The organism is Luedemannella helvata, from assembly GCF_039528415.1.
In the GTDB taxonomy this organism is placed as follows: domain Bacteria; phylum Actinomycetota; class Actinomycetes; order Mycobacteriales; family Micromonosporaceae; genus Luedemannella; species Luedemannella helvata.
In genome coordinates this window covers 26723-39037 of sequence record NZ_BAAALS010000032.1, presented here as the reverse complement: position 1 = coordinate 39037, position 12315 = coordinate 26723, and the positions used below count along the sequence as shown (strand labels likewise).

12 protein-coding genes are annotated in these 12315 nt (G+C 69.9%); 7 read left to right on the top strand and 5 right to left on the bottom strand.

Going from position 1 to position 12315, the window contains the following annotated elements; all coding sequences use genetic code 11:
* Nucleotides 1–47 precede the first annotated feature (47 nt).
* Nucleotides 48–3935 carry an ATP-dependent RNA helicase HrpA gene (gene hrpA, locus ABD191_RS24860; protein WP_344086909.1) on the bottom strand — a complete coding sequence of 1296 codons (3888 nt, stop codon included), beginning with the start codon at nt 3933–3935 and terminating at the stop codon, nt 48–50.
* Between the two features lie 110 nt (nt 3936–4045).
* Between hrpA and ABD191_RS24855 the strand changes: the two genes are divergently transcribed.
* The gene (locus tag ABD191_RS24855) at nt 4046–4579 is read left to right on the top strand and encodes an XdhC family protein (RefSeq protein ID WP_344086905.1); all 534 of its coding nucleotides are present in this window, start codon (nt 4046–4048) and stop codon (nt 4577–4579) included.
* A gap of 86 nt (nt 4580–4665) precedes the next feature.
* Here ABD191_RS24855 and ABD191_RS24850 read toward each other — a convergent pair whose 3' ends face one another.
* The gene (locus ABD191_RS24850; protein ID WP_344086902.1) at nt 4666–5526 is read right to left on the bottom strand and encodes a hypothetical protein; all 861 of its coding nucleotides are present in this window, start codon (nt 5524–5526) and stop codon (nt 4666–4668) included.
* Nucleotides 5527–5672: 146 nt separating this feature from the next.
* On the opposite strand from ABD191_RS24850, the gene ABD191_RS24845 reads away from it, so the two are divergent.
* The 3 genes from ABD191_RS24845 (at nt 5673) to ABD191_RS24835 (ending at nt 7768) form a co-directional block, all read left to right on the top strand.
* Nucleotides 5673–7007: a hypothetical protein gene (locus ABD191_RS24845; RefSeq protein ID WP_344086899.1), complete on the top strand. Its 1335-nt coding sequence runs from the start codon at nt 5673–5675 to the stop codon at nt 7005–7007.
* Between the two features lie 75 nt (nt 7008–7082).
* Nucleotides 7083–7337, top strand: coding sequence for a ribbon-helix-helix domain-containing protein (locus ABD191_RS24840; protein ID WP_344086896.1), 255 nt, complete (start codon nt 7083–7085; stop codon nt 7335–7337).
* Nucleotides 7334–7768 carry a type II toxin-antitoxin system VapC family toxin gene (locus tag ABD191_RS24835; RefSeq protein WP_344086893.1) on the top strand — a complete coding sequence of 145 codons (435 nt, stop codon included), beginning with the start codon at nt 7334–7336 and terminating at the stop codon, nt 7766–7768. Before ABD191_RS24840 ends, ABD191_RS24835 begins: the two co-directional genes overlap by 4 nt.
* Nucleotides 7769–7840: 72 nt before the next feature.
* Here the strand turns inward: ABD191_RS24835 and ABD191_RS24830 are convergent, their stop codons facing one another.
* The 3 genes from ABD191_RS24830 to ABD191_RS24820 form a co-directional block, all read right to left on the bottom strand.
* Nucleotides 7841–9220 carry a glycine--tRNA ligase gene (locus ABD191_RS24830; protein WP_344086890.1) on the bottom strand — a complete coding sequence of 460 codons (1380 nt, stop codon included), beginning with the start codon at nt 9218–9220 and terminating at the stop codon, nt 7841–7843.
* Nucleotides 9221–9303: 83 nt separating this feature from the next.
* The gene (locus ABD191_RS24825; protein WP_344086887.1) at nt 9304–9816 is read right to left on the bottom strand and encodes a hypothetical protein; all 513 of its coding nucleotides are present in this window, start codon (nt 9814–9816) and stop codon (nt 9304–9306) included.
* Entirely contained in the window at nt 9813–10163 is a 351-nt protein-coding gene (locus ABD191_RS24820) for an antibiotic biosynthesis monooxygenase family protein (protein WP_344086884.1), read from the bottom strand. Before ABD191_RS24820 ends, ABD191_RS24825 begins: the two co-directional genes overlap by 4 nt.
* A 34-nt stretch (nt 10164–10197) precedes the next feature.
* Between ABD191_RS24820 and ABD191_RS24815 the strand changes: the two genes are divergently transcribed.
* From ABD191_RS24815 to ABD191_RS24805, 3 genes are all read left to right on the top strand, one after another.
* Nucleotides 10198–10494, top strand: a complete 297-nt coding sequence (locus tag ABD191_RS24815; protein WP_344086881.1) for a DUF6703 family protein — start codon at nt 10198–10200, stop codon at nt 10492–10494.
* An 82-nt stretch (nt 10495–10576) separates the two neighbouring features.
* Nucleotides 10577–11527, top strand: coding sequence for a metal ABC transporter substrate-binding protein (locus ABD191_RS24810; protein ID WP_344086878.1), 951 nt, complete (start codon nt 10577–10579; stop codon nt 11525–11527).
* Nucleotides 11524–12288: a metal ABC transporter ATP-binding protein gene (locus ABD191_RS24805; RefSeq protein WP_344086875.1), complete on the top strand. Its 765-nt coding sequence runs from the start codon at nt 11524–11526 to the stop codon at nt 12286–12288. The genes ABD191_RS24810 and ABD191_RS24805 overlap by 4 nt, the downstream gene beginning before the upstream one ends.
* The last annotated feature ends 27 nt before the right edge of the window (nt 12289–12315 follow it).

Here is a 12315-nt window from a genome sequence, read left to right as displayed (position 1 = left end):
CCCCCTGACGCAACCACGGCCGCCATCGGTTGCATGGGCGCGAAAGGTCACGAAATCTGGTCGAGAGCCTTGAAGATCCGCTTCTCGGAGATCGGGTACGCCGTGCCGAGCGTCTGCGCGAAGTAGCTGACGCGCAGCTCCTCGATCATCCAACGGATCGCGACGATGTCGGGCTCGGCGGCCCGGGCGGCGCTCACCTCGGCCAGCAGCGCGTCGTACTCCTCCTGCACCCGGGCCACGTCGTCGGCGAGCTGGTCGTCGCGAGCCGGGTTGGCGGGCAGCTTCTCCAGCCGTTGCAGGATCGCCCGCAGGTAGCGGGGCAGGTCCGCCAGGTGCGCCCAGGCGGTCTCGGTGACGAAGCCGGCGTACACGAGCTTGTCGAGCTGGTCGCGGATGTCGGCCTTGGCGCCCGCGTAGACCGCCGGGGCGAAGGTCGGCGCCTCCAGGCGTGTACGGACCTCGTGCGCCGCCGTCAGGACCTTCTCGACCGCGCCGACGACGCCGAGCGTCACGTCGACCAGGTCGGCGCGGACGGCGTCGCGGAGCCGGGCGAAGCCGGCCTCGTCCCACGCGGGACCACCCGCGTCCGCGACGAGCTTGTCGACCGACGCGCCGATGCAGTCGTCCAGCAGCGCCGGAACGCCGCCGTGCGGGTTGCGCATCAGGGCCAGCTTCACGCCGGCGGAGAGCTGCTTGCCCAGGTACGGCACAGGGGACGGGATCGTGAGCAGGAGCAGGCGCCGGGTGCCGCGCGTCATCGCGTACCGCTGCTCCTCCTCGCTGGCGAAGACGCGGACCGCGACCGACCCCTGCTGGTCGACCAAGGCGGGCCAACCCGTGACCCGGAAGCCGCCGCGGGAGCGCTCGACCGAGCGCGGGAGCGCGCCGCCGGGCCACGCTTTCAGGCCGGTGCGCTCCAGGTCGTCGGCGGCCGCGGCGATGGTCGCGCGGACCTTGGGACGAAGCTGGGCGCGCAGCGCGTCGAGGTCCTTGCCCTCGGCGACGGGCTTGCCCTTGTCGTCCTCGATCCGGAACGTCATGCGCAGGTGGTCGGGGAGCTTGTCGAGCTGCCAGTCCCCCGGGTCGATGACGACGCCGGTCATGCGGCGCAGCTCGCGCTCCAGTGCGGGCAGCAGCGCGCCCTGCGGCTCGCCCAATCGTTCGAGGACGGCCCGCGCGGTGTCGGGCACCGGGACGAAGTTGACCCGTACCGGCTTGGGCAGGCCGCGCAGCAGCGCCGTGACCAGCTCCTCGCGCAGGCCGGGGATCTGCCAGTCGAAGCCGTCGGCGCTCAGCCCCTGCAACGCGGGCAGCGGGATGTGGACGGTCACGCCGTCGGCCGCGGTGCCGGGCTCGAACTGGTACGTCAACGGGAACGCGCCCCAGCGGTCGGGGTAGTCGGCCGCGTCGATGCGGCCGGCGACCTCGTTGACCAGCATGGACTTCTCGAAGTTGAGCAGGTCCGGGTCGTCGCGGCGGGCCTTGCGCCACCAGCTGTCGAAGTGCCGGCCGGACACGATGTCGTCGGGCAGCCGCTGATCGTAGAACGCGAACAGCGTCTCGTCGTCGACGAGGATGTCGCGGCGGCGGGTGCGGTTCTCCAGCTCCTCGACCTCGTCCAGGAGGGCGCGGTTGGCGTCGAAAAACGTGTGGTGGGTGCGCCAGTCGCCCTCGACGAGGGCGTGGCGGATGAACAGTTCGCGCGACAGGGCCGGGTCGATGCGGCCGTAGTTGACCGCGCGCCGCGCCACGATCGGCAGCCCGTACAGGGTCACCTTCTCGTACGCGATGACCGCGCCCTGCTTCATCTCCCAGTGGGGCTCCGAGTAGCTGCGCTTCACCAGGTGCTTGGCCAGCGGCTCGACCCACTCGGGGTCGATGCGCGCGTTCACCCGGGCCCACAGCTTGCTCGTCTCCACCAGCTCGGCCGACATGAGCCAGCGCGGGTTCTTCTTGAACAGCACCGACCCGGGGAAGATCGAGAAACGGCCGCCGCGCGCGCCGAGGTAGTCGCGCTTGTCCGGGTCGTAGAGGCCCAGGTGGGACAGCAGGCCGGCGAGCAGCGCGGTGTGCACCTTCGCCGCCTCGGCCGGCTCGCGGTTCAGCGCGAACTTGAGGGTCTTGGCGACCTGGCGCACCTGGCTGACCAGGTCCTGCCATTCGCGTACCCGAAGGTAGTTGAGGTATTCGTTCTTGCACAGGCGCCGGAACTGGTTGCTGGACAGCTCCCTGCGCTTGTCGACGAGATAGCGCCACAGGTTGAGCAGCGCCATGAAGTCGGAGTCCGGGTCGGCGAAGCGGGCGTGCGACTGGGTCGCCTGGGCCTGCTTGTCAACGGGCCGCTCGCGCGGGTCCTGGATGGACAGCGCGGCCGCGATGACGATGACCTCGTCGAGGCAGCCGTTGCGGTCGGCCTCCAGCACCATGCGCGCCAGCCGCGGGTCGATCGGCAACTGCGCGAGCTGGCGGCCGATCTTCGTAAGGCGCTTGTCCTCCAGGGCGCCCAGCTCGTGCAGCAGCGCCACGCCGTCGGCGATGTTGCGCTTCTCGGGCGGGTCGAGGAACGGGAAGTCGGCGATCTCGCCCAACTCCAGGGCGGTCATCTGCAGGATGACGCTGGCCAGGTTGGTGCGCAGGATCTCCGGGTCGGTGAACTCCGGCCGGTTGGCGAAGTCCTGCTCGTCGTAGAGGCGGATGCAGATGCCGTCCGAGGTGCGCCCGCAGCGGCCCTTGCGCTGGTTGGCCGACGCCTGCGAGATGGCCTCGATCGGCAGCCGCTGCACCTTGAGCCGGTGGCTGTAGCGCGAGATGCGCGCCGTGCCCGGGTCGATGACGTACTTGATGCCCGGTACGGTCAGCGACGTCTCCGCGACGTTCGTGGCGAGCACGATCCGCCGGCCGGTGTGCGGCTGGAACACGCGGTGCTGCTCGGCCGTGGACAGGCGGGCGTACAGCGGCAGGACCTCGGTGAACCGGAGGTCGGCCCGGTTGAGGGCGTCGGCCGTGTCGCGGATCTCGCGCTCGCCGCTGAGGAAGACCAGGATGTCGCCGGGGCCCTCGCGCTCCAGCTCGCGCACCGCGTCGAGGATCGCCTCGGTCTGGTCCCGCAGAACGTCCTCGTCCTCGCCGGTCGTCTCGACGAGCGGGCGGTAACGCACCTCGACCGGGTAGGTGCGGCCGGACACCTCGATGATCGGCGCGTCGCCGAAGTGCCGCGAGAACCGCTCTGGGTCGATCGTCGCCGACGTGATGATGAGCTTCAGGTCGGGCCGTTTCGGCAGGATCTGCTTGAGTACGCCCAGGATGAAGTCGATGTTGAGGGACCGCTCGTGCGCCTCGTCGATGATGAGCGTGTCGTACTGGCGCAGCAGGCGGTCGTGGGCCAACTCGGCCAGCAGGATGCCGTCGGTCATCAGCTTGACCATGGTGTCGCCGCTCACCTGGTCGGTGAAGCGCACCTTGTAGCCGACCAGCTCCCCCAGCGTGGTGCCCAGCTCCTCGGCGATCCGGTCGGCGACCGTACGGGCTGCCAGCCGCCGGGGCTGGGTGTGGCCGATCATGCCGCGCACGCCCCGGCCGGCCTCCAGGCACAGCTTCGGCAGCTGGGTGGTCTTGCCGGAGCCCGTCTCGCCGGCGACGATCACGACCTGGTGCTCCCGGATGGCTGCCAGGAGGTCGTCGCGGCGTTGGCTGACCGGGAGTTCCTCCGGGTACGCGATCGTGGGGATCCTGGCCTTCTTCTCCGCGAGGCGTAGCTCCGCCAGCTCGATCTCGGCCTGGATCTCCGCGTACGCCTTCGTGGCGGCGTCCGGATTGCGGATCTTTCGGGCACCGTCGAGGCGACGGCGCAGCCGGCCCTCGTCCCGGAGGGTGAGGTCGGTCAGTCGGGAGCGGAGTTCGGCCGCCGGATGCGGGCCGGCGTCTGGTGTAGCCATGGCCTGGCAAGAATAGGCATACCGGGCGCCGGAACGCCTTCGGGTTTCGGCATTGCCACATCCTGCGTCATGATCACCAAGCGGTGCGTAACTTGTGGCAGAGTTCTCCCGTGGCAGATGAACAGCGCACCGACCCCTCCTGCGCCATGACGCGCGGCGAGAACCCGCCACACGTGGGACCCCGCACGCTGGTCACCGTCTTCGATACGCCCGTCGCGACGTACCTGCAGCATTTCGCTCGCGATGTCGGGTTCCGCACCGTCCTGCTCGACCCCGACTCCGATCGCCTGTCCTGGGCCGAGTGGCGCTACGCCGACCACGTCACCACCCTGCCAAGCGAGGACTTCGTCGACCGCACCACCGACGTGGTCATGACCGACCACGAGCGGCCCGAACTCGGCAAGGTCCTGGAACAGACGCTGCGCCTGCCGGCCCGCTGGATCGGCGTCATCGGCAGCCCCCGCCACCCGCCGGCCTACGTCGCCGAGCTGCGCCAGATGGGCGTGCCGGACGGGGTGATCGCCCGCATCCACCGGCCCGCCGGGCTGAACATCGGCTCCGCGTCGCCGCCGGAGGTCGCGGTCGCGGTCCTGGCCGGCCTCATCGCCGACCGCAACCGCCGCCCGGGCGGCTTCCTGTTCTGAGGTTGGCACCCGTTCAGCGGCTGACCGCCCGTCCGGGTGGTAGTACTTCGATGGCCGGGATCGCCTGGCCACACACGTGATGGGCGTCAGGCGAACAGTTCGTCAGCCTTGGTGACCGTGGCGGCTCGGCGAATCCACACGTCGAGTTGGTCAATATCGGCGCAGTCGGCGATGCGCTCGCGCGCTTCCTCGGAGATATCGATCCCACGAGCTTCCAGAACCGCCAACACAGCCCGCGCCTCGCCCCTTGCCTCGCCCTGGGCGAAGTAGCGGCGGGCGAAGTCGCTCTGGTATCGGTGGGGCGTTGTTGTCATGAGGACCTCCAGGTGGGCGCGGGCCGCCTTCGGCAGGGCCGCGAGCACGACATCAGCATACAGTTCGGCGTGTTCTTGATCGAAAATGTCGAGACCGGCGAGGAACGCCTCCAGCACCGGCGCCCGGTGGCGCTTTGTTCTCGCGTGCGCCAGCGCCGACAGGATCGTCAGCTCAGGGTTTCTTCGCGCCGTCACGCTGTCGGTCACCACCGGCACGGCGTCCGGACCGAGCACGAGCGCGGTCAGGGAAAGGCCAGGTTCACTGACAACAATCGGTTCGGCGCATTGGCGCGCGATCGAAGCGCCCGGGCAGACAATGAGAAGTTGGACCGGGCAACCAAGGCGGGAGTGAAGATTCGCGACGTAGGCCGGCCAACTGCGACGCTTCTTCTCGATGGGCCCGAGCTGCACCTCAACGATCACGGCGTGCACGGGCTCGCCCTGGGACAGAAAAGTGATCACCGCGTCAGCGCGATACTCGGTCGACATGACCGCTGAGAGGTCGGACGAGGACGCCAGCGCCTGATCGAAGGTGGGCACCGATACGCCGAACGGGCCGGTGAGCACTTCGGCGGCCAGGGCTGGTCGCTCGCGGAACATCTCAATGAGGGTTTCGTGGAGCGTGGAGGGCATGGCGACGACGTTAGGGACGCCTGGCGTTGTTGGGAGGGGCCAGCGGCACATCATCACTATCGATATCGCCCTCGTGCACTTTAGGGGGACAAATCGATGAACGCCGGCCAACGGTTCGAGGGCGATCCTGCAGCTGGAATCGTGCTATGAAGTCCGCCATGGTGGGTGAGCGCGCGCGTCTGGAGCCGATCCGGTCCCGGCTCCTGGTCGTGTCCGGCGCGGTTGTGTTCGCTGCTCTGGTGGGCCTGCAGGTCTGGCTGCCGGGCGGTGACGACTGGCGGCCACTGTGGCGCTTTGTTGCGACTCCGATGACGTTCGGCGTCACGGTGATCGGCATGGCGCGCTTGTTCCGCCGGCCCGAGCCGCCGGCGCTCGTGGTCACCCGCGACGGTGTCGCCGTCCGTCACCGGCTGTACCCGGCCGCCCTGTTCGTCGTTGCCCTCCTCGCGTGCGTACTGCTCGCGGGTCCTGTCGTGGACGCGTGGCGCGACGCCGTGGCGCCGTCGGATCGCATAATCGCCGTTTCGTATACCGCCGTGACCGGTGTCCTGGTCGGCCTCCTCACCCTGCTCATTCCGTCGGCGTGGCACGGGTACGCGATCGAACTGACGCCGGCCGGTGTCCGGACCCGCGCGCCGTTTCATCGGCGGCTGATCCCCTGGCCAGCGCTGGCCCTGGGCGGGCCACCCCGTCCGCCCTGGAACAGTACGTCGGTCATGCTGGTCGTCACTGAGCCGGACCTGGTCGTGCAGCGCGGACGCGACATGTGGTTCGGCACCCGTGACCGGCCCGTCCTGCCCGTCGACGCGGAGACCCGGGTCATCGCCGACGCCGTGCGTTGGTATGCCGAGCATCCCGAGTGCCGACCGGCGATCGGCACCGAGGAGGAGTTCGACCGACTGTGCGCCGCGATCGCGGACGGCGCGACCACCGAGCCAGCTCCGTTGGTGCCTCCGGCGCCGCCAGCCGCCGTGCCGCTGCGCCTACGGCATCCACGGCTCGCCATGGTGCTGGTCCACCTGACCTATGTGGTGGCCACGCTCATCGCGGCGGTGACTCTCGTCCTGATCTTTGCGCAGCAAGACCAGCTGCTCGCGGCGGAACGAGCGAGCGCCGTGTACCTTGGCATGCCCGCCGACGGCACCGTTGGCTTCTCCACGGGCACCGTGGGCTTCGTTCAGCGCTGGACGATCGGGCTGCTCCTCAGCTCCATCCTCGTGGGCGTGCTCGCGAGCCTGCTCCTGCGGGCCGTCCGCCGGGGGTCGTCGGATGCGCGCATCGGCCTCGGCTTTGTGCTCGGCGCGACCGCCGTGGTCAACCTCTGTCCCTGCTTCTGGCTGAGCACCAGCCTCATGGGAGAGCCGGCTGCGGGCCTCCTGCTCAACGGGTGGAACGAGGCGGCCGGCCCGCTCGGCCTCCTCACAGGTGCCCTCGCCGCCGCGTCCCTCGTCGCGGTGCTGACCACCGACCGGCGGTCATGACCGTGACGGGAAGTCAGACCCGATGGGATGACCTTTCTGCCGCGCTGCGCCGTATGCGTATGGTACCTTACGCATATGTCGCTCAAGCGCACGACGGTGTATGTGGACAGCGAAGACCTCGCTTTGATCAAGGCCGCAGCGGCCAGACGTGGCATTCCTGAGGCGGAGATTATCCGGGAAGGCGTGCATCTCGCGGCGATGGCGAGTCGCGAATGGACGGAGCCCTTCTTCGATGAGCCACTGGACCTCGGTGGTCCGGTGACGGCCGAAGACGTCACCTCGGTCGCGAAGGAAGCAGCGGCCCGACGATCTCGCCGGCGGGCCGCGTGACGGTTGTCGCTGACAGCTCCGGCCTGATCGCGGCGTTCAACAAGCGCGACCCGGAGCATGTGGCGGCGGCGTATGCCCTCGATCGGGCCGGTTATGTGGTCATCTCTCCGCTGGCGCTAGCTGAGATCGATTACGTCGTACGGTCTCGTGCCTCACAGAACGCGGCCAACGCGATACTCGAGCGCATCCGCGCACGAGTCGCGGACACCCGCGCTGTATTCGCCGAGGTCGACGGGGAACTTCTCGGCATGGCGCTATCCGTCCGTCTGCGCTACCGCGATCTCGACCTCGATCTGGCCGACGCGGTCAACGTCGCGATCGCCGCCCGCTACCGTACGAACCAGATCCTTACGCTGGACCGGCGCGACTTCCGCACGATTCGCCCCCTCACCGAGCACGCGGCGTTCCATGTTCTACCCGACGATCAGTAACCCATGGTCAGCGTGGCGGGACGTTAACCCTATGGGGTGAACTTCCCGCCACGGTGACGAATAGGAAGAAGGTCAGCAGCCGGGGAGGCGCTCCCAGAGGTACGTCTCGATCTGGTCGAGGCTGACGCGCTCCTGCTTCATGGTGTCGCGGTCGCGGACCGTCACCGCGTTGTCCTCGAGGGTGTCGAAGTCGACCGTGACGCAGTACGGGGTGCCGATCTCGTCCTGGCGACGGTAGCGGCGGCCGATGGCCTGGGCGTCGTCGAAGTCGACGATCCAGCGCTTGCGCAGGCGGGCGGCGAGGTCGCGGGCCTTCGGGGAGAGCTGCTCGTTGCGCGACAGGGGCAGCACCGCCACCTTGACGGGGGCCAGGCGCTTGTCGAAGCGCAGCACGGTGCGCTTCTCGACGCCGCCCTTGGTGTTGGGGGCCTCGTCCTCGTCGTACGCGTCGAGGAGGAACGCCAGCACGGCGCGGGTGAGGCCGGCGGCGGGCTCGATGACGTACGGGACCCAGCGCTCCTGCTTCACCTGATCGAAGTACGACAGGTCGACGCCGGAGTGCTTGCTGTGCGTGGACAGGTCGAAGTCGGTGCGGTTGGCGATGCCCTCCAGTTCGGAGAACTCCGTACCGCCGAACTGGAACCGGTACTCGATGTCGACCGTGCGCTTCGAGTAGTGGGAGAGCTTTTCCTTGGGGTGCTCGAAGTAGCGCAGGTTGTCGGGGTTGAGGCCCAGGCCCACGTACCAGTTCCAGCGCTCCTGCAGCCAGTACTCGTGCCACTGCTCGTCGGTGCCCGGCTCGACGAAGAACTCCATCTCCATCTGCTCGAACTCGCGGGTCCGGAAGATGAAGTTGCCCGGGGTGATCTCGTTGCGGAAGCTCTTGCCGACCTGGGCGATGCCGAACGGCGGCTTCTTGCGCGCGGTCGTCTCGACGTTCTTGTAGTTGACGAAGATGCCCTGGGCGGTCTCGGGGCGCAGGTAGTGCAGGCCCTCGTCGCTCTCGACCGGGCCGAGGAAGGTCTTCATGAGGCCGTTGAACATGCGCGGCTCGGTGAAGGTGCCCTTGTTGCCGCAGTTCGGGCAGTTGATCTCGTCGAGGCTGGACGGCGGGCGCTTGTGCTTGGCCTCGAAGGCCTCCTCCAGGTGGTCGGCCCGGAACCGCTTGTGGCAGGACGCGCACTCGGTCAGCGGGTCGACGAACGCGTCGAGGTGGCCGGAGGCGGCCCAGACGTCCTTGGCGAGGATCACGGCGGAGTCGAGACCGACGATGTCGTCGCGCTCCTGGACCATCGTGCGCCACCACTGCCGGCGGACATTGTCCTTCAGCTCGACACCGAGGGGACCGTAGTCCCAGGCCGACCGCGTACCCCCGTAGATCTCGCTGGAGGGGAAGACGAAGCCCCGGCGCTTGGCGAGGCTGACGACACTATCGATGCGATCGGCTGGCATTGCTTTTCTCCTCCTACGCCGACTGGCGGTCGGCGGGGACTGGCACGGTAGGTGTGGGACGTCCGGTACGGGTCGCCCTCAGGCTAGCTGGTGACCCCGCACACGAAGAACTCGGCCGTCTTGCGGTTCTGTTCGAGTTGGAAGTTGTAGGAGACGTCGGTGCCGTCAGCGTAGTGAACCGTCGCGGGGACTTCGAGCGAGTTCGCGGCCGGCGCGCCCACCTCGAAGCTCGCGATGCCCGGTTTGGCGGACTGCTCGGCCGTGAAGGACTCGAGCGACTGTGTCGCCCGCAGCCGGTCGCAGAGCAGCCGGTACGCCTCGGGGTAGTCCTCGGCCTGCAGGGCCGTGAGGTACTCGCGGACGGCCGTCTTCTCCTGCTGGGCGATGACCCGGGTGCCGAGGACGGCGAGGCTGGTGAACCCGGCGACGGTCCCGACGCAGCACAGGGCCAGGACGCCGGCGATCAGGCCGATGCCGATCCACCGCCGCTTGCGTACGCCGTCCGTGGGGGGTGCCACGAACGGGGGTTGCACGCCGGGGCCCCGGGGCGGGGGCGGCACGGCCGGGCCCGGCGGCGCGGAGGGCTCGGTCGTCATGGTCGCGATCGTAGTGGGCTGTCGGCGCGATCACTGTCCACGACGACGACGGACCCACCGGGCGTGGCGGTCGCGAGCGGCTCGAACGCCGAGGGCTCGTCGAGGGCCTGGGCGAGCAGCGGGGTCGCGTGCAGCTTCACCTCGTACGCCCCCAGCGCCCGCCGGTAGCTGCCGACCGACTCCCACACGGTGAGCAGGCACCACACGGTGGGGTCGTCGTACGCGCGGCCCAGTTCGCCCCGCACGTACCCGGGCCGGGCGGCGAGCGTGCCGAGCGCCACCCCGGCCCGTTCGGCGAAGCCGTCCGCCTCCGCCTCCGGCACGGCGAAGCGCATAGCTACCAGCATCGGACCACCTTCCCGCGCCGTTACCCTGTCGCAGGTGAACGATTCCAGGTCAGTGAGCAACGGTAGTCCGTCGGGCGGCGGCCGGGTGTCACCGGTCCTCCTCGCGCTGCGGCGCATCGGCCCGTTCCGGGGCTTCCTGCTGGCCCTGGCCCTCGTGCTGGTGGGTCTCTTCGCGCCGGGCTGGCTGGGTGCGCTGATCCTGTTGGTCCTGGTGGTGGCGCTGGCCGCGCTGGCGAGCCGCACGTGGCCGGTGACCCCGCCGGCCCACCGGGCGGTGCGCCTGGTCATCCTCGCGCTGCTGCTGGTCGTGATCATCGCCAAGGTCGACTGAGCCGCCGCACCGCCGGGACACGCCGACCCATGATGCTATGCGTTTTTGACAATGAATGTCATTAGCGAGCACAGTTGATGGCATGCTGCCGCCCTCCCCCGCCCGCTGGGGATCCCGCATCGTCGCCCTCCTGGTGGCCGCGGCCATCGCGCTGACCGGATGCGGCGGGAACGAGGCCCGCGGCGGGAACGACAAGGTGGGCGTCGTGGCCGCCTTCTATCCGCTGCAGTTCCTCGCCGAGCGGATCGGCGGCGACAACGTCGAGGTGACCAACCTGGTGAAACCGGGCACCGAACCGCACGACATGGAGCTGCGCCCCCGGCAACTGGCCGACGTGGTCGACGCCGATCTCGTGCTCTACCTGAGCGGCTTCCAGCCGGCGGTCGACGAGGCGGTCAAGCAGGAGGCCGCCGGCAAGGCGCTGGATGTGCTGACCGTCACGCCGACCGAGGCCGCCCCCGAGGGCGCCGACGACCACACCGGCGAGGAAGGCCACGCCGGCGAGGGCGACCACGTCGACGCGCACGTCTGGCTGGACCCCACGCGCTTCGCCGCCATCGGCGATCGGGTCGCCGAGCGCCTGGCCGAACTCGATCCGGATCACGCGGCCGCGTACCGCGAGCGGGCCGCCGCCCTGCGCGCCGACCTCGACGCCCTCGACAAGGAGTACGCCGAGCGGCTGAAGACCTGCGCGCGACGCGAGCTGATCACCAGCCACGCCGCCTTCGGGTACCTGGCCCAGCGGTACGGGCTGACCCAGATCCCGGTGACCGGCCTGTCGCCCGAGGCCGAGGCGGGGCCGGGCCGGATGGCCGAGGTCGCCGACCTCGCCCGCGCCAAGGGCGCCACGACGATCTTCTTCGAGACGCTCGTGAGCCCGAAGGTGGCTCAGGCACTGGCCGACGAGGTGGGCGCGAAGACCGCCGTGCTCGACCCGATCGAGGGACTCGACCCGAACTCCGGGACGGACGACTATCTTTCCGTCATGCGGCGCAATCTCGACACCCTTGTCACCGCCCTGGACTGCCGGTGAGCGGCGACGTCATCGCGGTGCGGGGCGCCGCCGTGGCGTACGGCGGTCGACCCGTACTCACCGGGGTGGACCTCCAGGTCCGCGGCGGTGAGGTGGTCGCCGTGCTGGGGGCCAACGGCTCCGGCAAGTCCACCCTGATCCGCGCGATCCTCGGGCTCGTCCCGCTCGCCGCCGGGGAGGTCGACCTGTTCGGCACGCCCCGGCGCCGGTTCCGCCAGTGGTGGCGGGTCGGGTACGTGCCGCAGCGCCTCGGCGCGGGCAGTGGCGTGCCGGCGACCGTACGCGAGGTGGTCAGCGCGGGCCGGCTGGCCCGTCGCGGCCTGCTGCGTCCCGCCCGCGCCGCCGATCGGCGCGCTGTGGACGCGGCGCTCGACTCCGTGGGGCTGGCCGATCGGGCCGCCGACCCGGTGGGCACCCTCTCCGGCGGGCAGCAGCAGCGCACGCTCATCGCCCGGGCGCTGGCCGGCGAGCCCGAGCTGCTCGTCCTCGACGAGCCGACGGCGGGCGTCGACGCGGCCAGCCAGGAGGCGTTCGCGGGCGCGCTGGCCCGGTTCGTGGGGCACGGCGGCACCGTGCTGCTCGTCGCGCACGAACTGGGCCCGTTGGAGCCGCTGATCTCGCGCGCGATCGTCGTCCACCAGGGCGCGATCGTCCACGACGGCGCCGTACCCCGGCCGGCCGGCCATCACGCCGAGCCCGGCCACGACCACGTGCACCCGCACGCCCCGTCCGGCCACGAGACCATGTGGGGTGCCCCATGAGCGAGCGAACCGTCAGCCCAGTGGGGC

Bases quoted from the DNA above. Each gene is read 5' to 3' on its own strand.
- hrpA (WP_344086909.1), bottom strand. From the start codon at position 3,935: ATGGCTACACCAGACGCCGGCCCGCATCCGGCGGCCGAACTCCGCTCC.
- ABD191_RS24850 (WP_344086902.1), bottom strand. From the start codon at position 5,526: ATGCCCTCCACGCTCCACGAAACCCTCATTGAGATGTTCCGCGAGCGA.
- ABD191_RS24845 (WP_344086899.1), top strand. From the start codon at position 5,673: ATGAAGTCCGCCATGGTGGGTGAGCGCGCGCGTCTGGAGCCGATCCGG.
- ABD191_RS24840 (WP_344086896.1), top strand. From the start codon at position 7,083: ATGTCGCTCAAGCGCACGACGGTGTATGTGGACAGCGAAGACCTCGCT.
- ABD191_RS24830 (WP_344086890.1), bottom strand. From the start codon at position 9,220: ATGCCAGCCGATCGCATCGATAGTGTCGTCAGCCTCGCCAAGCGCCGG.
- ABD191_RS24825 (WP_344086887.1), bottom strand. From the start codon at position 9,816: ATGACGACCGAGCCCTCCGCGCCGCCGGGCCCGGCCGTGCCGCCCCCG.
- ABD191_RS24820 (WP_344086884.1), bottom strand. From the start codon at position 10,163: ATGCTGGTAGCTATGCGCTTCGCCGTGCCGGAGGCGGAGGCGGACGGC.
- ABD191_RS24810 (WP_344086878.1), top strand. From the start codon at position 10,577: ATGCTGCCGCCCTCCCCCGCCCGCTGGGGATCCCGCATCGTCGCCCTC.